Origin of the sequence: Streptomyces sp. NPDC057623, from assembly GCF_042800355.1 — a bacterium.
Lineage (GTDB): Bacteria > Actinomycetota > Actinomycetes > Streptomycetales > Streptomycetaceae > Streptomyces.
On sequence record NZ_JBHVGZ010000017.1, the window covers coordinates 146,410 to 163,754 of the forward strand.

The following is a 17,345-nucleotide window of genomic DNA, read 5'->3' on the forward strand; positions in this document are numbered from 1 at the left end:
GTCGCTCCGGTGGCGCGAGCCTTACGCTCCGGCCACGGCTGCATCTGTGGTCCCCCTGGTGGATCAGGCCCGCGGATCCCGCTCGTGGATCAGGAACGCCCCTTCGGCCTCCCCGGGGGCGGGGGAGGAGGCGGGGGCGGCGGGGGCGGAGGTGGTGGCCCGTCGTCCCTTCCGGAGGGGGACCGGCCCCCACGCCGCCGAGGAGGCCGGGGCGACCTCGGGGGTGGCCCGATCGGCCGGACGACCGTGGGAGCGCCGTACATGTCGTCGCCACCGGCGCTCGGCGGCACCTCGTCGTGCGTCGGCTCGTCGTGCGTCGGCTCGGCGGACCGCGGGCCGCTGGATTGTGGGTCACGTGGCTGTCGTGCGCTGTCGCGCCCCCGTCCCGCATCAGGCGCCGGCGCGTCCTCCGGCGGCCGCGTACCTCCGGGAGGCGGCGCCGCGCCGGGCGGCCGCGCGTCCTCAGGCTCGCGCAGCCGGTCCGGCACGCGCAGATACGGGTTCGTCGCCGGGTTCGGCGGCCGGTACGGCGTCCCGGGCGTGTACGGCCCGGACAGGTTCGCATGCGTCGAGGCACCGGCACCCTGGGCCGCAGATCCCGCAGGTCCCGCAGATCCCGCAACCCCGGTAGTCCCCGCCGCTCCGCCCCCACCCGGTCCCGCGCTCACCGCCGTGCCCAGAGCCAGTGCCGTCGCCCGCTGCCCCGCCGCTCCGGTCGCCCAAGCCAGGAGCGCCCCCAGGGCACCCGCCCCCGCGCCCCATACCGCCCCGAGAACCAGCGCCATACCGAGGTTCCCCCGCAGTTCCACCCCGGCGCCGAACGCGTCGAAGCCCAGTACCGACAGCGAGGCGTCCACGGACAGCTCCGTCAGCCACGCGAGCAGCGGCAGCGCCAACGCCGTGGCGATCCCGAGCCGCAGCGCACACCGGCCGGCGAAGCGGAGGGCGCCCGGATCCCGTACGTCCCCGGAGCCCCCCGGGCTTCCCACCGGCGTCCGCACCGCGGTCAGCACCCCCGCGAGCAGCATCATCAACGCCGCAGCGACCCCCAGCAGCCACACCCGCCCGTCCAGCTCCGCCAGCCCGCCCAGCGTCACGGACTGGTCGGCGTCGCTGTTCAGCAGGTCGTCCAGAGGGTCCGGCAACAGGCCCACCAGCACCCCCGTCGCCTTGCCGTCGAACGGTACGAACAGGCCGACCGGGATGCCGAGCCACACGCCGTTCGGGGCGCCGAGGAGGGCGGCGCCCGCGATCCGCTTGGGGTGGGCGTCGCCGAACGCGGCGTAGGCAGCCGCCGCGAGGCCGGCCACGACCGCCACCAGCAGCACCGTGACGAGGGCGGACACGGCGGGCCGTACGACGCGGTGCACGGCTTCCCAGCCGCGCGGCAGAGGGGTGCGGCGGGAGGCCAGCAGGGCGATCAGCAGGATGCCGGCGGACCAACCCAGGGCGCCGAGCAGCGTCGGCGCGGTGTCCACCGTGAAGCCGACCGCCGCCTCGGCGTCGATGAGGTCGCCGATCTGGTCGGGCAGCAGTCCGCCGATGTCCCCGATGTCCCCCACCCCGGGGATCTCCAGACCGCCCCCGCCGCCCCCACCGCCTCCCGGCAGGTCGTCGAGCCCCAGCGAGCTCCCGTCGATCGTGATGACGTCGTGCCCCGCCCAGGCCAGTCCGCCCAGGGTCGCCACGAACAGCGTGACCACCGCGCCCCCGCGCGCGAGGAGTTCGACCGGCGCGATCACAACTCCCGCGCCCCGCAAGGACCGTAGGAAGAACCACGACAGCAGCACGGCGCCGACCAGGCTCACTCCCAGTGGCGTGATCTCGATGGCGGTGGCCGCCTCCGCGCCCGTCAGACCGAAAGCGGACACATCGCCGGACGGTGTGACAGAACCACCCGCCCCAAGGGCCACCACCGCCGCGGTCATCGGGCCCAGCGAACTCGTGGTGTCCGCCTCCAGCAGATGCAGTCCGAGGGCCGCCGTGCCCGCCATCCCGATCAAAGCCCAGCTCACGCAGGCGATCGCGGACAACAGGATGTCCCCCCACGGCAGCCGTGTGCCGTGCTTCGCGGTCTCGATGTTCGTGGACGCGCTCATGGCAGACCCCCCGATCCGCGGCGCGGCGACTGTTCGCCGCGCAATGTCCCCCTCGCGTGGATTACCACTCTCCGGACTGATTTCAACCCCGTCAACGGAACCAGTCGAAGCGTGTACGCGTGCTCCTCACAAGGCCCGACTTTCGGTCAGGGGGCGGAGCCTGAAATAGTTCCCGACGATGTTCGACATCCCTAGACTCCCTGTGTTGGGGGTAACTCGGGGGACTACTCAGTGGGGCATGGAGTGCCGGAACTCGTACTGGAATTGAATGGACGGACCTGGACGCTCGACGCGTCCAGGCCCTACGCCCTCGGACGCGATCCGCAGGGTGACATCGTGCTCGACGACGCCAGAGTGTCCTGGCGGCACGCTACGATCAGCTGGAGCGGCCGCAGTTGGGTCATCGAGGATCACGGCAGCACCAACGGCACGTTCGTGCAGGGCCAGCGGATCCACCACCTGGAGATCGGCCCCGGGGCGGCCGTGCACCTGGGCAACGCGACCGACGGACCGCGCCTGAGCCTGACCGGCAGCGCGGCCGGCGTCGCCTCGCCGCAGGCCCAGCCGCAGCAGCAGCCGTACGCCGCGCAGGGCGCGAACCCCGGCTGGGCCCCGCAGGCCCCCGCCCAGCAGGCGCCGCAGCAGCATGCCCAGCCGCAGCAGGCCCCGCAGGCCGGCTGGCAGCAGCCGCAGCAGGCCGCCGCGCACATCCCGCAGCAGCAGGGCCCCGGTGGTGGCGCGGGGGCGCCGCCGGTCTACGGCGACCGCAGCCCCACCACGTTCCACCAGTTCGCCGTCGGCCGTGTCATGCGCATCGGCCGTGCCCTGGAGAACGAGCTGGTCGTCTCCGACCTCCAGGTCTCCCGGCACCACGCCGAGTTCCACTCGACGCCCGACGGCCGCATGGAGATCCGCGACCTCGGCTCCCACAACGGCACCTACGTCAACGGCCAGCCGATCGCCAAGGGCGGCTCGCAGCTGCTGGGCCCGGCGGACGTCGTCGGCGTCGGTCACTCCACGTTCCGGATCGTCGGCGACCGACTTGAGGAGTTCGTCGACACCGGTGAGGTCTCCTTCTCCGCCCGCCATCTGACCGTCACGGTCGACGGCGGCAAGCAGATCCTCAAGGACGTCTCCTTCGGTGTCCCGGAGAAGTCGCTCATCGCGGTCATCGGACCGTCAGGCTCCGGCAAGTCGACCCTGCTCAAGGCCCTCACCGGCTACCGCCCCGCCAACCAGGGCGACGTCCTCTACGACAACCGGAACCTGTACAAGCAGTTCGCCGAGCTCCGCCAGCGCATCGGTCTGGTCCCGCAGGACGACATCCTGCACAAGGAGCTGACCGTCAAGAAGGCTCTCAAGTACGCGGCCAAGCTCCGCTTCCCCGCCGACACCACGGCCAGGGAGCGCGAGGCCCGCATCGACGAGGTGCTGCGCGAGCTGAAGCTGGACATCCACAAGGAGAAGAAGGTCACCTCCCTCTCCGGCGGCCAGCGCAAGCGCGTCTCGGTGGCCCTGGAGCTGCTCACCAAGCCGTCGCTGATCTTCCTGGACGAGCCGACCTCCGGCCTCGACCCGGGCATGGACCGCGACGTCATGCAGCTGCTGCGCGGCCTCGCCGACGACGGCCGTACGGTCCTCGTCGTCACCCACTCCGTGGCCGAGCTGGCGATCTGCGACAAGCTCCTCGTCATGGCGCCGGGCGGCGCGGTCGCCTACTTCGGCCCGCCGGAGGAGGCGCTGAACTTCTTCGGCTACGACACCTGGGCCGACGTCTTCTCCGCCTTCGAGAACTACCGCGACTACGACTGGGCCGGACGCTGGAAGGGCTCGCAGCACTACCAGATGTACGCCGCGGACATCGACGCCGTCGCGCCGCAGTCCGTACAGATGCCGCCGATGCAGGCGATGAAGCCGCCGAAGCCGCAGGGCTGGATGTCCCAGCTCGGCACCCTGGTCCGGCGCTACACCTCCGTCATCGCCTCGGACAAGGGATTCCTGGCGCTGACGGTGCTCCTGCCGGCCGTCCTCGGCGCGGTGAGCCTGCTCATCGACCCGGACAAGGACCTGCTGGTGCGGGGGGTGAACAAGGCGACCGGTCTGCCCGTCCCGAACGGCACCGCCACCACGGTGCTGCTGATCCTCGCGGTGGGCGCGTGCTTCGCGGGCGCCGCCAACTCCGTCCGAGAGCTGATCAAGGAACGGGTGATCTACGAGCGGGAGCGGGCCACCGGCCTGTCCCGCTCGGCGTACCTGATGTCCAAGGTGATCGTCCTCGGCACGGTCACCCTGTTCCAGGGCGCGATGGTCGGTGCGATCGGGTTCTCCAGCCGGACGATCCCGGACGAGGCGCTGATCTTCGGTGACGGCAAGTTCGCCGTGATGCTCGAACTCTCCGTCCCGATCATGGGACTCGGCTTCACGTCCATGATGTTCGGCCTGGTCATCTCCTCGCTGGTGAAGACCGCCGAGAAGACGATGCCGCTGCTGGTCATGTTCGCGATCGTCCAGGTCGTCTTCACCGGCTGCCTCTTCGCGCTGCACGGCAGCCCCGGCGTCAACGAGTTCTCGTACCTGATGCCGTCGCGCTGGGCGGTCGCCGCCGCCGGTGCCACGCTGGACTTCAACAACATCAGCCCGCCCAAGGAGGCCGGCGACACCGACCCGCTGTGGGACCACACGGTCGGCGCCTACAGCCTCGACATGATCGCCCTGATCGTCCTGGGCGTGATCTGCGGCTTCTTCGTGGCCCGCTTCCTGCGCCGCCACGAGCCCGAGGTCATGCGCAAGTAGAGGCTGTCGTACGACGCCCGAAGGGCGGCACCCCGTCAGGAGGGTGCCGCCCTTCGGCGTACGGATCAGAGGCCCGCGCCTACCTCGCTCAGTACGCGCTGTTGACGTTGTCGATCGAGCCGTACCGGTCGGCCGCGTAGTTGGCGGCGGCGGTGAGGTTGGCGACCGGGTCGTACTGGCTCCAGGCCGTGCCCGGGACGTGGTACGCGTCGAAGGTCGGCTTGATGACCTGGAGCAGACCGATCGACGGAACGCCGTTCTGGGCGTTGATGTCCCAGTTGTTGATCGCGTTCGGGTTACCCGAGGACTCCCGGATGATGTTCTTGTGCAGGCCGTTGTACGTGCCCGGGATGTCGTGCTTCTTCATGATGTCGAGCGCCTCGCGGATCCAGCCGTCGAGGTTGTTCGCGTAGGTCTTGGCGGCGACCTGCTTGACCTGGACGCGCTTGGCGGACCGGCTCGCGGCCTCCTTCGCCTTGCGCGCCGCCTCGGCCTTCTTCTTCGCGGCCTCGGCGGCGGCCTTCTTCTTCGCGGCGGCGTCCGCGGCCTTCTTCTTCGCGGCGGCGTCGGCGGCCTTCTTCTTGGCCGCGGCCTCCTGCGCCTTCTTCGCCGCGATCTCCTCGGCCTTCACGCTGGCGGAAGCGAGCTGGTCGGTGACGTTGCCCTTGACGTCCTTGATCTGCTCATTGCTGTACGCGACCTTGGCAGTGGGGGCTTCGGCCGTGGTCGTCTGGGCGTTGCCGGGGACGGCGGACAGGGCCAGAGCGGCGGCACCGAGCGTGCCGACACCGGCAATCGCGATCTTGTGCCGGTTGGTCAGCGTACGACTGAGACGGTTCTTGGTGTTCTTGAGCATGGCAGTGGGACCTCTTCGAATAGCGCGGAGGTCGCTCGCTGTCCGTCGGGGGACACGGGTGCTTCCTGCACAAACGCCGCGGGGAAAACCCGCGGCGCTGAGCGACGAGAGCAATTCTTAGCGGCCGCAAAATTGCGTGGCAAAGGTGTGACGTACGATCCCCGGTAGTGGACCCGTGAGGGGCAAATCAGGACAGACAGGACCGTCTGCCCCGCTCAAAAGGGACGTCACTACCTACTACGGACTTTCGTACGTGACCTGCACCCTATGCGCGGGCTCACATCGGCCGGGTGGCGGTCTTACCGGCAGTTGCTGGCGCAATGCTCTGAGTGAGGGCTCTCCGTCGGGAGGATGAGGTGCACGTCCCCGAACTCGTGCCACAGGTAGAGCCCGCGCAGCGCCGCCTCGTAGCCGCGGTCGACCGCGGCCCGTCCCGCGACCGCCTCCAGCATCAGCAGATGCGAGGCCTCCGGCTCGTGCAGCCCGGTCAGCAGCCCGTCCACCACCCGCACCCCGCGCTCGGGCGTGACCACGAGATCCGTCCACCCCTCACAGGCGCCTACGGCCCCGTCGGCGCCCACCGCCGACTCCACGGCCCGCACCGCCGTCGTCCCGACCGCGACGACCCTGCCGTCCCCGCCCTTGACCGCGTTGATCAGCCGCGCCGAGGCCCCCGGCACCGCGAACCGCTCCGGATACGGCGGCTCGTGCGCCTGTGCCGAGGCCACCCCGGTGTGCAGCGTGATCGGCGCGAACCGCACACCCCGGCTGACCAGCTCGGTCACCAGCCGCGCCGTGAAGGGCCGCGCCGCGCTCGGCATCTCCGCGCTGCCCGCCCCGTCGGCCGACGGCAGCGCGAACACCGTCTGGTGCACCGACAGCGGCTGGTCCCGCTCCGTATAGGAGTAGCGAATCGGCCGCCCATGCTCCTGCATCAGCCCATAGACCCCGGCAGCCCCGCCAGGGGACACCCGCGCCCAGCACAGCCGCCCGCTCCCCGGCACCAGCGGCTCCTCCAGCAGCAACCGCACACCCCCGGGCAACCGCACCCTCATCCCCGGCGCACCCGCACGCGCGCGCGTAGTGCCCCGCCCGTCGGGATCCCGCAGCTCGACCGCCCACCGCCCGTCGTCCCCGTGCGTGGAGAAGTGCACCACCACGCGCGCGTGCCCGGCCCACCCGTCCACGGCGGCGGCCAGCGTCTGCGACGTGTTGACGACCAGCAGATCCCCGGCCCGCAGCAGCCGCGGCAACTCGCCGAACGTGTGATGCGACACCTCCCTGCCCCGCGACACCAGCAGCCGCACCGCATCCCGTTCCAGCCCCGGCCCACGCTGCTCGGCCGGAATGCGCGCCGAGAGCTCCTCCGGCACGCTCCACCCCGCTCGACCGCCCTCGGACGCGGGGACCCCCGTCGCCAGCGTCATCGCCGCCCCTCACCCAGCAGAGACGGAGCCCCGTAGCGGCCGCTCGCCGGCCGTTCGTCCAGCAACCGCAGGAAGGCCGGCACCACACTGGCCGGCGTCGGCCGCGGCTCCTCGTCGTCCGGCACGGCCGCCGCATACAGGTCCGTGGCCATGTCCCCGGGATCCACCGCCCAGACCCGCACACCCGGCTCCTCCTCGCCGAGCACCGCCGCGAGATGGTCCAGGGCGGCCTTCGACGCCCCATAGCCGCCCCACGTCTCATACGCCTCGGCGGCCGCGTCCGAGCTGACCGTGATCACCGTGCCCGTCCCGGACGCCCGCAACAGCGGCAGCGCCTCCTGGACGAGGGCCAGCGCGGCGACCACGTTCACCTCCAGCGCGCGCCGCAGTCCCTCCAGGGGCAGCACGTCCAGCCGTACGAGCGGCTCGGCGCCCAGCGCGCTGGCACTGCTGACCAGCAGATCGACGCCGCCCAGCCGCCGGGCGGCCGCCACCAGTGCGGACCGGTGCCCGGCGTCCGTGACGTCTCCGGGTACGGCCGTCACGCGCGTGCCGTGCACATCGAGTGCGGCCGCGGTCTCCCTGAGGACCTCCGCGGTCCTGGCATCGAGCACCAGATCCCAGCCGCGCTCCGCCAGCGCTCCGGCGAGCGCCCGCCCCAGTCCCTTCGAGGCTCCAGTGATGATCGCTACCGGCATGACACCCGTCCCCTCGTGCCTGGCCGCCTCCGCTCGGCGGTGCTCCCCCAACGTAGGAACGGGGCCGCCCGCCCCGCCTCGGACGCGGGCCGCAAAGCCGCGGGGCCCTTGGTCCTACGCCGCGCACCGGGGGCCTTTCGCCCTACGCCGCCGAGCCTGCGACCGCAGGCCTAGGTCCCGCGCCGCAGTCGGCTGCCGTCACAGGTCCGATCCGGCTGTCACACCCCGCCGGTACGGTGAGGGCATGAGTCAAGGCCCCAGGTCCGGCCTCGCCGCGGTGAGCTCCGCGCTCCTGGCCATGAGCAGGCACCTCGAAGTGCGCGACGTCCTCAAGACGATCGTCGCCTCGGCCCGCGAACTGCTCGACGCGCAGTACGCCGCGCTCGGCGTCCCGGACGACCACGGCGGCTTCGCCCAGTTCGTGGTCGACGGGGTCAGCGACGACCAGTGGAAGGCGATCGGCCCGCTCCCGCGCCAGCACGGCATCCTCGCCGCCATGCTCCAGGAGGCCAAGGTCGAGCGCCTCGCCGACGTCCGCAAGGACTCCCGCTTCGAGGGCTGGCCGTCCGCGCACCCCGACATGTCCGACTTCCTGGGCCTGCCGATCCGAGACGGCGACGAGGTCATCGGCGCGCTGTTCCTGGCCAACAAGCTGCGTTCTGTGGGGGGAGACCCCCCACACCCCCCGCGCCCGAAGCCGGAAGGCAGCTGCGGCTTCACAGCAGCGGACGAGGAACTCCTCTCCACCCTCGCCCAGCACGCCGCGATCGCCCTCACCAACGCCCGCCTCTACGAGCGCAGCCGCGAGCTGACGATCGCCGAGGAACGCTCGCGCCTCGCCCACGAACTGCACGACGCGGTCAGCCAGAAGCTGTTCTCCCTGCGCCTGACCGCCCAGGCCGCCGCCGCGCTGATCGACCGCGACCCCTCCCGCGCCAAGGGCGAGCTGCACCAGGTGGCGGCGCTCGCCGCCGAGGCCGCCGACGAACTGCGCGCAGCGGTCGTCGAGTTGCGCCCCGCGGCCCTCGACGAAGACGGCCTCGTCGCCACCCTGCGCACGCAGATCCAGGTCCTCGACCGCGCCCACAGCGCGCGCGTGACCTTCACCGGCCGCGGCGTGAAGGCCCTGCCCGCCGCCCAGGAGGAGGCCGTGCTGCGCGTCGCCCAGGAGGCACTGCACAACGCCCTGCGGCACTCCGCGGCCGAGCACGTCGACGTGAGCCTGGACCGGCGCGGCAGCGGAGCCGTCCTGCGTGTCACGGACGACGGCAACGGCTTCGACCCGAAGGCGATACGCCGGGCCGGACGCCACCTCGGCCTGGTCTCCATGCGGGACCGGACGAGCGGGGTCGGCGGCACGCTGACCGTGGAATCGGCGCCCGGCAAGGGCACCACGATCGAGATGGAGGTCCCCGGTGGGTGACGCAATCAAGGTGCTGCTCGTCGACGACCACCAGGTCGTCCGCCGGGGCCTGCGCACCTTCCTCGAAGTGCAGGACGACATCGAGGTCGTGGGCGAGGCCGCCGACGGCGCCGAGGGAGTGGCCCGCGCCGAGGAACTGAAGCCGGACGTGGTCCTCATGGACGTCAAGATGCCGGGGATGGACGGCGTCGACGCCCTGCGCAAGCTCCGCGAACTCGACAACCCCGCGCGCGTGCTGATCGTCACCAGCTTCACCGAACAGCGCACGGTGATCCCCGCCCTGCGCGCGGGCGCCGCCGGGTACGTCTACAAGGACGTGGACCCCGACGCGCTCGCCGGAGCCATCCGCTCGGTCCACGCCGGCCACATCCTGCTCCAGCCCGAGGTCGCCGGCGCCCTGTTGTCCCAGGAGGAGGCCAACTCCGGGCAGGGAAGAGCCGGCTCCCTGACGGAGCGGGAGCGCGAGGTACTCGGCCTGATCGCGGACGGCCGTTCGAACCGCGAGATAGCCAGAGCCCTGGTGCTCTCGGAGAAGACCGTCAAGACGCACGTCTCGAACATCCTGATGAAACTCGACCTCGCGGACCGCACCCAGGCCGCCCTGTGGGCGGTACGCCATGGCGTGACCGGCTGAAACGCTCTCCGCAGGACGTGACGGACGGCAATACGGAGGGTTCCGCTCCGGACTGAGATTCATACCGTCGTGGGAATGTCCCCCGGATGGCGCATCCTTCGTGGATCTCCGCCGTTCTCCAGTGCGTGCTGCGGCGACTGCCGCGGCAATCGCAAGGAGGGCTCAGAAGTGAAGAACCTGAAGAAGGCAGTGGCCGTGACGATGGTGGCGGGTGGCCTGCTGGCCGCCGGTGCCGGAATGGCCTCCGCCACCGATGGCGCGCACGCCGACGGCAAGGCCGTGGGCTCCCCGGGCGTCGCCTCGGGCAACCTCGTCCAGGCCCCGATCCACATCCCGGCCAACGTCTCGGGCAACACCGTGAACGTCGTCGGCGTGCTGAACCCGGCCTTCGACAACCTGGCCGTCAACCGCTGACGACCACCCCGAAGCGAGCAGTGACCTCCGGCCTCCCGGGTCTCCCGGGAGGCCGGTCTGTGTTCCGTCAGGATTCAGCACCGACCGGCGCCATCCAGCCCGTCCGGCGTTTGAGGACGAGGCCGTTCAGGCCGATACGGGGGCTTGGGGGCAGAGCCCCCAGGCACGGCCACAGCAACGCCGCTCACCAAACAACCCACGCTCACCGCACCCCCCGCTCCCGCTCCTCCACAACGGAGTTGTACGCAGCGACCTGAGCCCGCCGAGCCACCCGCTCCACCGGCCGCAACGCCTCCGCCCGCGCCCCCATCTCAGCGGAGCTGACCGCGCCCCCGTGCCCGTTCTCCTGTGCCAGCGAGATCAACAACCCCACCCGCTGAGCAAGCTCCAGCACCCGCACCGCCCGCGGCGGATACCCCGGTGCCAACAACTCCCGGCCCCGCTCGGCCCGCGCCCGATACGCGTCGATCGCCGCCTCGGCCACCGGCCCCGACCCGGCGACGTCCAGCCGCGACAACACCGCCGTCGCGTCCCGCAGGGCCTCCGCGAGTTCCCGCTCGGCCTCACCCAGCGACGGCACATCGGCGGGCGGCGCCTCCCGCACGGTCAGGCAATGCCACACCACCTCGACATGCACATCACCGTCGGGCCCGGCCTCGTACACCTCCGGCACCAGCCCGAACGCCGCGCCGTGACAGACCACCGCCTCCTCGGCATCCATCGCCCGCGCGTTGAACTCGGGCGGGCCGCTCAGCCCCAGCGGATGCCCCGGCGCGGGCAGCGCGATCCGCAGCCCGCTCACCCCGAGCGCCCGCAGCCGGCCCAGCGCCAGCGTGAGCCCCACGGGCGCCGACTCACCCGGCAGCCCCTCCACCCGGTGCACGGCATCGTCCCCGACGATCTCGAGCACAGCGTTATCCGGCGAGACAAGTCCGGCCAAAAGGGCATTTCCCCAAGCGGCAAGGCGTCCTGAACGTGGTTCCGAGAGCATGCCCCCACCCTAAGGACCGGACCGATGGAATGAAGCGCCCGACCGGTGGCGTAGATTTCCCTGAGGGCTGCGCCCAACGGCGCACGCGACCACCGAGACGCCGAGACGCCGAGACCGGTCACACTGCAAGGGGAGACAACGCGCTCATGAGCGATGTTCTGGAGCTTCAGGACGTATCCGTGGTCCGTGAGGGCCGGGCTCTGGTGGACCAGGTCTCCTGGTCGGTCAAGGAGGGCGAGCGCTGGGTCATCCTCGGCCCGAACGGAGCCGGCAAGACCACCCTCCTGAACCTCGCCTCCAGCTACCTCTACCCGACCTCGGGCACCGCCACCATCCTCGGCGAGACCCTCGGCAAGCCCGGCACCGACGTCTTCGAGCTGCGCCCGCGCATCGGCATGGCCGGCATCGCCATGACCGAGAAGCTGCCCAAGCGCCAGACCGTCCTCCAGACCGTGCTGACCGCCGCGTACGGCATGACCGCCACCTGGAACGAGGACTACGAGGACGTCGACGAGCAGCGTGCCCGCGCCTTCCTCGACCGCCTCGGGATGAGCGAGTACCTCGACCGGAAGTTCGGCACCCTCTCCGAGGGCGAGCGCAAGCGCACCCTGATCTCGCGCGCCCTGATGGCCGACCCCGAGCTGCTGCTCCTCGACGAGCCCGCCGCCGGCCTCGACCTCGGCGGACGCGAAGACCTCGTCCGCCGCCTCGGCCGCCTCGCCCGCGACCCGATCGCCCCCTCGATGCTCATGGTCACCCACCACGTCGAGGAGATCCCCCCGGGCTTCACCCACGTCCTGATGATCCGCCAGGGCAAGGTCCTCGCCGCCGGCCCGATGGAGCTCGAGCTCACCTCCCGCAATCTCTCCCTCTGCTTCGGCCTCCCGCTGGTCGTCGAACAGGTCGGCGACCGCTGGACCGCACAGGGCCTCCCGCTGTCCTGACCCACTTCTTCACCCCGCGAAACCCCGGTAAGAAGGACCTTTCAAACGATCGGCGCCCTGTCCGCGACGGGGCTCGCAGTCCTACCATGACCATGTGGAAATCGACGCGTGGGTCTGGTGGTTGATAGGCGCGGCAGTGCTCGGCATCGGGCTCGTGATCACCGCGATGCCCGAACTCGGCATGCTGGCCGTGGGCGCCGTCGCGGCCGCGGTGGTCGCGGGCATCCTCGGCGGTGACGCCGTCGTCCAGGTCGTGTCCTTCGTCGTCGTCTCGACCGCACTCATCGCCGTCGTTCGGCCCATCGCGAGCCGACATCGCGCACAGCGGCCCCAACTCGCCACCGGCATCGACGCCTTGAAGGGCCGACAGGCCGTCGTACTGGAGCGCGTCGACGCCTCCGGCGGCCGGATCAAGCTCGCCGGAGAGGTCTGGTCCGCCCGCTCCCTCGACACCGGACGCGCCTACGAAGTAGGCCAGGAAGTGGACGTCGTGGACATCGAGGGGGCCACGGCGATCGTCATGTGACCTCGCACGACGTAAGTGGCGCGAACGCGCCACGGGCCACGCGACGGTCTGACAGACTCGACCAGCAAGATCTTCAACAACCATAAGATCTGCCGAAGTTGCCGCAGCGGAGAAGGGGTACGGGGAAACGACGATGGAACCGGTCATCATCGTATTGATCATTCTGGTGGTGTTGGTCTTCATCGCCTTGATCAAGACGATCCAGGTCATCCCACAGGCGAGTGCGGCCATCGTCGAACGCTTCGGCCGTTACACGCGGACACTCAACGCGGGCCTCAACATCGTGGTCCCGTTCATCGACACCATCCGTAACCGCATCGACCTGCGCGAACAGGTCGTGCCGTTCCCGCCGCAGCCGGTGATCACCCAGGACAACCTGGTCGTGAACATCGACACCGTCATCTACTACCAGGTGACCGACGCCCGCGCCGCCACCTACGAAGTCGCCAGCTACATCCAGGCGATCGAGCAGCTGACGGTCACCACGCTCCGCAACATCATCGGTGGCATGGACCTGGAGCGGACCCTGACCTCCCGCGAGGAGATCAACGCGGCCCTGCGCGGCGTCCTCGACGAGGCGACGGGCAAGTGGGGCATCCGCGTAAACCGAGTCGAACTCAAGGCAATTGAGCCCCCCACCTCCATCCAGGACTCGATGGAGAAGCAGATGCGCGCAGACCGTGACAAGCGCGCCGCGATCCTCACCGCCGAAGGTACGCGCCAGGCCGCCATCCTCACCGCCGAAGGTGAGAAGCAGTCCCAGATCCTGCGCGCCGAAGGTGAGGCCAAGGCCGCCGCCCTGCGCGCGGAAGGCGAAGCCCAGGCGGTCCGCACGGTCTTCGAGGCGATCCACGCCGGCGACCCCGACCAGAAGCTCCTCTCCTACCAGTACCTTCAGATGCTCCCCAAGATCGCCGAAGGCGACGCCAACAAGCTCTGGATCGTCCCCAGCGAAATCGGCGACGCCCTCAAGGGCCTCTCCGGCGCCATGGGCAACCTGGGCGGCCTGGGCGGAGGCTCGGGCAACGGCTCCTCCGGCAACACGGAACGCCGAGAGAAGCCGTCCATCGACTGACGCGAAGCCTGTCGTACGACAAAGGGGCCCGCCTTCTCAACGAAGGCGGGCCCTAACGCCCTCCAAGGGCGCGGGGAACCGCGCGACAAGCCACGACGAACCCGCAGCCGACGAACCACTCACGGTCCTACGGCGAATGGTCAGGCCGCGTCCAGAGCGAGCCAATTCGGCAGCCCCGCAAGCTCTTCCGCCCCCAGCGCCAGCAACATCGCATCGGCCGGCGTCGGCTCGAACGGCTCCTTCAACAGAGGCATACCGGCCTGCTCAGGCGTCCGGTCAGCCTTCCGATGATTGTCCTCAGCACAGGAGGCGACCGTATTCAGCCACGTGTCCTGCCCGCCCCGCGAGCGAGGCACCACGTGGTCCACGGTCGTAGCCCTGCGCCCGCAGTACGCGCACCGGTGGCGGTCCCGCACCAGCACACCCCGCCTCGACCACGGCGCTTGTCTTCGGAACGGCACCCGTACGTATCTGCACAGCCGGATCACCCGGGGCGCCGGTATGTCGACGGCGGCTCCACGCATCCGCAGCTCGGGGTGGGCCTGCTCGACGACGGCCTTGTCCTGAAGCACCAGAACGATGGCTCGGTTCAACGTCACCGTCGACAGCGGCTCGAAGCTCGCGTTCAGTACCAGCGTGTCGCGCATTGCAGCCCACCTCCCGTGTGCACCTGCCCACCCCCTGGCGGACTGGGATCAACTCTGGCCGGGCACGCCGAGATGGACAACGAAATAAAAAATGCCCGCCCCCGATCACTTCCATGACCAGGGGCGGGCAAACGTTCCATGAACGTCAGGCTTCGGCGGATACCTCGTACTCACCGATCACATGGGCACGCGCGATCGCGTGGAACCGCAGATTGAAACCGACGGCGGCAGGGCTCGCGTCCGAATCCGGCCCGAGCTTCTCCTGGTCCACGGCGTACACCGTGAACACATACCGGTGCGGCCCGTCGCCCGGAGGCGGCGCGGCACCACCGAACTCCTTCGACCCGTAGTCGTTCCGCGCCTGTACGGCACCCTCCGGCAGCCCCTCGAACTTGCCGCTTCCCGCACCCACCGGCAGCGCGGTGACCGAGGCCGGGATGTCGAACAGGACCCAGTGCCAGAACCCGCTGCCCGTAGGGGCGTCCGGGTCGTAGCAGGTCACGGCGAAGCTCTTGGTCTCGGCGGGGAAGCCCTCCCAGCGCAGCTGCGGCGACGTGTTGCCAGCCGCGTGGACCTGAGCGTCCTTGAGGGTCCCGCCGGACTCGACGTCCTCGCTCGTGACCGTGAAGGACGGCACGGGCGGATGGAAGTCGTGGGGCAGCGGCCGCCTCTTGAGCTCGGTCACTTCGATACCTCCTGACGAAACAGTGGAATCAGCGGTTCCGAGCCTAGAACCAGTTGCGCTTGCTGCCGACCTCGGACAGCCACTGGTTGAGATAGGCCGCCCAGTCGGTCCCCTGGAAGTCGTTCAGACCCACCTGGAACGACCGGAAGGTGTCACTGCCCTCGCTGAACAGCCCCGGCTTCTTGTCCATCTCGAGGATGACGTCCATCGTCTGCTCGTCCGCGACGAAGCTCAACTCGACCTGGTTGATACCGCGGTACTGCTGCGGCGGGAAGAACTCGATCTCCTGGTAGAACGGCAGCTTCTGCCGCGTACCCCGGATGTGGCCGCGCTCCATGTCCGCGTTCTTGAAACGGAAGCCCAGCTGGATGAAGGCATCGAGGATCGCCTTCTGCGCGGGCAGCGGGTGCACGTTGATCGGATCCAGGTCGGTGGAGTCCACGGCCCGCGCGATCGACAGCTCCGTCGTCACACCGATGTTCATGCCGCGCAGCGTCTGACCGTCGATCGTGGTGACCGGCGTCTCCCACGGGATCTCCAGCCCGAAGGGCACCGCGTGCACGGCCCCGGCCTGAAGCTCGAAGGCCCCACCGAGCGGCAGCTTCGTGAACTCGATGTCCTGCTTGTACTCCGAGTCCTGGCTCTCGACCTCGACACGTGCCTGAAGACCCACGGACAGGCCCTCGATGTTCTGGCTCACGGACCCGCCCTGAATCCGCACCTCACCCTGGACGACACCGCCCGGGACGACGTTGACCTCAGTCAGCACCGTCTCGACCGAAGCCCCACCGGCCCCCAGGCTCGCGAGCAGCTTCTTGAACGCCATGACTCTCCTCTTTTCAGAGTGGATCCTTGATCCTTACAAACGCGATCCGGCCGTGGCCGGTTCCGCGTCCCCACCCTGGCAAGACGCAGGCCCCCTGACCACCCCGTTGCGACCACCCGTCTGCACTACCCTCGGACGGCATGATCGCGACCCCCGACCGTACGCCCTTGTCCCGGGACTTCTTCGACCGGCCCGTCCTGGAAGTCGCCCCCGACCTCCTGGGCCGCATCCTGGTCCGCACCACCCCGGACGGTCCGATCGCCCTCCGTCTCACGGAGGTCGAGGCCTACGACGGCCCGAACGACCCCGGCTCCCATGCCTATCGCGGCCGTACGCCCCGCAACGACGTGATGTTCGGTCCCCCCGGACACGTCTACGTCTACTTCACCTATGGCATGTGGCACTGCATGAACCTGGTGTGCGGCCCCGACGGCCAGGCATGCGCGGTCCTGTTGCGCGCCGGCGAGATCGTCGAGGGTGCCGAGCTCGCCCGCACACGGCGACTCTCGGCCCGTAACGACAAGGAACTGGCCAAAGGCCCGGCCCGCCTGGCCACCGCCCTGGGCGTGGACCGCGCGTTGGACGGCACGGACGCGTGCACCGCCGACGAGACCCCACTGAGGATCCTCACCGGCACGCCTGTCCCCTCCGACCAGGTACGGAACGGTCCCCGCACCGGCGTCGCCGGTGACGGTGGAAACGGGGACATCCACCCCTGGCGCTTCTGGATCGCCAACGACCCTACGGTGAGCCCCTATCGGGCCCACGTCCCGAGGCGCCGCCGAAGTTGACGCGCCTCGGCGGGGCGCGTAACGTGGCCCGAGCCGCTGAACCGGGTACTGCGAAGTCAGCAGCCGGAGCGGCCAACCCACTACCTGCGAACTCCCTCAACGGGGTCGTTTTTTGGCGTGCCCGCATGCCTGAATTCGAGCCCACAGAGCCCGATTATGAATCGGGCGGGGGAATCGGCTAACGTAGTGAATGTCGAAAGGCCGACGGGCGAAAGCCCAGAGCCCAAGGCAATCCCACCGACAGGGAATCGGATCGGAAAATGATCTGATAGAGTCGGAAACGCAAGACCGAAGGGAAAAGCCCGGAGGAAAGCCCGAGAGGGTGAGTACAAAGGAAGCGTCCGTTCCTTGAGAACTCAACAGCGTGCCAAAAATCAACGCCAGATATGTTGATACCCCGTCTCCGGCCGTTCGGCTGGGGCGAGGTTCCTTTGAAATAAACACAGCGAGGACGCTGTGAACGGCCGGGCTTATTCCGCCTGGCTGTTCCGCTCTCGTGATGTGTGGTCCCGATTA

General features: G+C 69.9%; 16 protein-coding genes. 8 read left to right on the forward strand and 8 right to left on the reverse strand.

Annotated elements, in window-relative coordinates; genetic code table 11:
• Positions 1–89: 89 nt before the first annotated feature.
• Positions 90–2,099, reverse strand: coding sequence for a streptophobe family protein (locus tag ACFU95_RS19980; protein WP_383829008.1), 2,010 nt, complete (start codon positions 2,097–2,099; stop codon positions 90–92).
• 243 nt (positions 2,100–2,342) lie between these two features.
• Here ACFU95_RS19980 and ACFU95_RS19985 point away from each other — a divergent pair, with 243 nt between their 5' ends.
• Positions 2,343–4,892: an FHA domain-containing protein gene (locus ACFU95_RS19985; RefSeq protein ID WP_383829010.1), complete on the forward strand. Its 2,550-nt coding sequence runs from the start codon at positions 2,343–2,345 to the stop codon at positions 4,890–4,892.
• A gap of 88 nt (positions 4,893–4,980) precedes the next feature.
• Here ACFU95_RS19985 and ACFU95_RS19990 read toward each other — a convergent pair whose 3' ends face one another.
• The 3 genes from ACFU95_RS19990 to ACFU95_RS20000 all read right to left on the reverse strand — a co-directional run bounded on the left by ACFU95_RS19990 (position 4,981) and on the right by ACFU95_RS20000 (position 7,873).
• A complete protein-coding gene (locus ACFU95_RS19990) occupies positions 4,981–5,748 on the reverse strand; it encodes a transglycosylase SLT domain-containing protein (protein ID WP_383829012.1) in 768 nt (255 codons plus the stop codon).
• A gap of 299 nt (positions 5,749–6,047) precedes the next feature.
• Positions 6,048–7,175 (reverse strand): S-adenosylmethionine:tRNA ribosyltransferase-isomerase, encoded by a 1,128-nt coding sequence (locus ACFU95_RS19995; RefSeq protein ID WP_383829014.1) that lies wholly within the window; start codon positions 7,173–7,175, stop codon positions 6,048–6,050.
• A complete protein-coding gene (locus ACFU95_RS20000) occupies positions 7,172–7,873 on the reverse strand; it encodes an SDR family NAD(P)-dependent oxidoreductase (protein ID WP_383829016.1) in 702 nt (233 codons plus the stop codon). Before ACFU95_RS20000 ends, ACFU95_RS19995 begins: the two co-directional genes overlap by 4 nt.
• A gap of 244 nt (positions 7,874–8,117) precedes the next feature.
• Between ACFU95_RS20000 and ACFU95_RS20005 the strand changes: the two genes are divergently transcribed.
• From ACFU95_RS20005 to chpE, 3 genes are all read left to right on the forward strand, one after another.
• A complete protein-coding gene (locus ACFU95_RS20005; protein ID WP_383829018.1) occupies positions 8,118–9,296 on the forward strand; it encodes a GAF domain-containing sensor histidine kinase in 1,179 nt (392 codons plus the stop codon).
• Entirely contained in the window at positions 9,289–9,930 is a 642-nt protein-coding gene (locus ACFU95_RS20010; protein ID WP_030053710.1) for a response regulator transcription factor, read from the forward strand. The genes ACFU95_RS20005 and ACFU95_RS20010 overlap by 8 nt, the downstream gene beginning before the upstream one ends.
• A 168-nt stretch (positions 9,931–10,098) precedes the next feature.
• A complete protein-coding gene (gene chpE / locus ACFU95_RS20015; protein ID WP_383829021.1) occupies positions 10,099–10,344 on the forward strand; it encodes a chaplin ChpE in 246 nt (81 codons plus the stop codon).
• 202 nt (positions 10,345–10,546) lie between these two features.
• Here chpE and ACFU95_RS20020 read toward each other — a convergent pair whose 3' ends face one another.
• Positions 10,547–11,335 carry a hypothetical protein gene (locus tag ACFU95_RS20020; protein ID WP_383829023.1) on the reverse strand — a complete coding sequence of 263 codons (789 nt, stop codon included), beginning with the start codon at positions 11,333–11,335 and terminating at the stop codon, positions 10,547–10,549.
• A gap of 146 nt (positions 11,336–11,481) precedes the next feature.
• On the opposite strand from ACFU95_RS20020, the gene ACFU95_RS20025 reads away from it, so the two are divergent.
• The 3 genes from ACFU95_RS20025 (at position 11,482) to ACFU95_RS20035 (ending at position 13,880) form a co-directional block, all read left to right on the forward strand.
• Positions 11,482–12,279 carry an ABC transporter ATP-binding protein gene (locus ACFU95_RS20025; protein ID WP_383829025.1) on the forward strand — a complete coding sequence of 266 codons (798 nt, stop codon included), beginning with the start codon at positions 11,482–11,484 and terminating at the stop codon, positions 12,277–12,279.
• 94 nt (positions 12,280–12,373) lie between these two features.
• Positions 12,374–12,805 carry an NfeD family protein gene (locus ACFU95_RS20030; protein ID WP_383829027.1) on the forward strand — a complete coding sequence of 144 codons (432 nt, stop codon included), beginning with the start codon at positions 12,374–12,376 and terminating at the stop codon, positions 12,803–12,805.
• A 133-nt stretch (positions 12,806–12,938) separates the two neighbouring features.
• On the forward strand, positions 12,939–13,880 hold the full coding sequence (locus ACFU95_RS20035) for an SPFH domain-containing protein (RefSeq protein ID WP_383829029.1): 942 nt from the start codon (positions 12,939–12,941) through the stop codon (positions 13,878–13,880).
• A gap of 140 nt (positions 13,881–14,020) precedes the next feature.
• On the opposite strand, the gene ACFU95_RS20040 is transcribed toward ACFU95_RS20035, so the two are convergent.
• The 3 genes from ACFU95_RS20040 to ACFU95_RS20050 all read right to left on the reverse strand — a co-directional run bounded on the left by ACFU95_RS20040 (position 14,021) and on the right by ACFU95_RS20050 (position 16,038).
• On the reverse strand, positions 14,021–14,527 hold the full coding sequence (locus ACFU95_RS20040) for an HNH endonuclease (RefSeq protein ID WP_383829031.1): 507 nt from the start codon (positions 14,525–14,527) through the stop codon (positions 14,021–14,023).
• A 145-nt stretch (positions 14,528–14,672) separates the two neighbouring features.
• Positions 14,673–15,212, reverse strand: a complete 540-nt coding sequence (locus ACFU95_RS20045) for a YbhB/YbcL family Raf kinase inhibitor-like protein (protein ID WP_383829033.1) — start codon at positions 15,210–15,212, stop codon at positions 14,673–14,675.
• A gap of 43 nt (positions 15,213–15,255) precedes the next feature.
• Positions 15,256–16,038: a sporulation protein gene (locus ACFU95_RS20050; RefSeq protein ID WP_383829035.1), complete on the reverse strand. Its 783-nt coding sequence runs from the start codon at positions 16,036–16,038 to the stop codon at positions 15,256–15,258.
• Between the two features lie 140 nt (positions 16,039–16,178).
• Here ACFU95_RS20050 and ACFU95_RS20055 point away from each other — a divergent pair, with 140 nt between their 5' ends.
• Positions 16,179–16,829, forward strand: a complete 651-nt coding sequence (locus tag ACFU95_RS20055; RefSeq protein WP_383829037.1) for a DNA-3-methyladenine glycosylase — start codon at positions 16,179–16,181, stop codon at positions 16,827–16,829.
• Positions 16,830–17,345 lie beyond the last annotated feature (516 nt).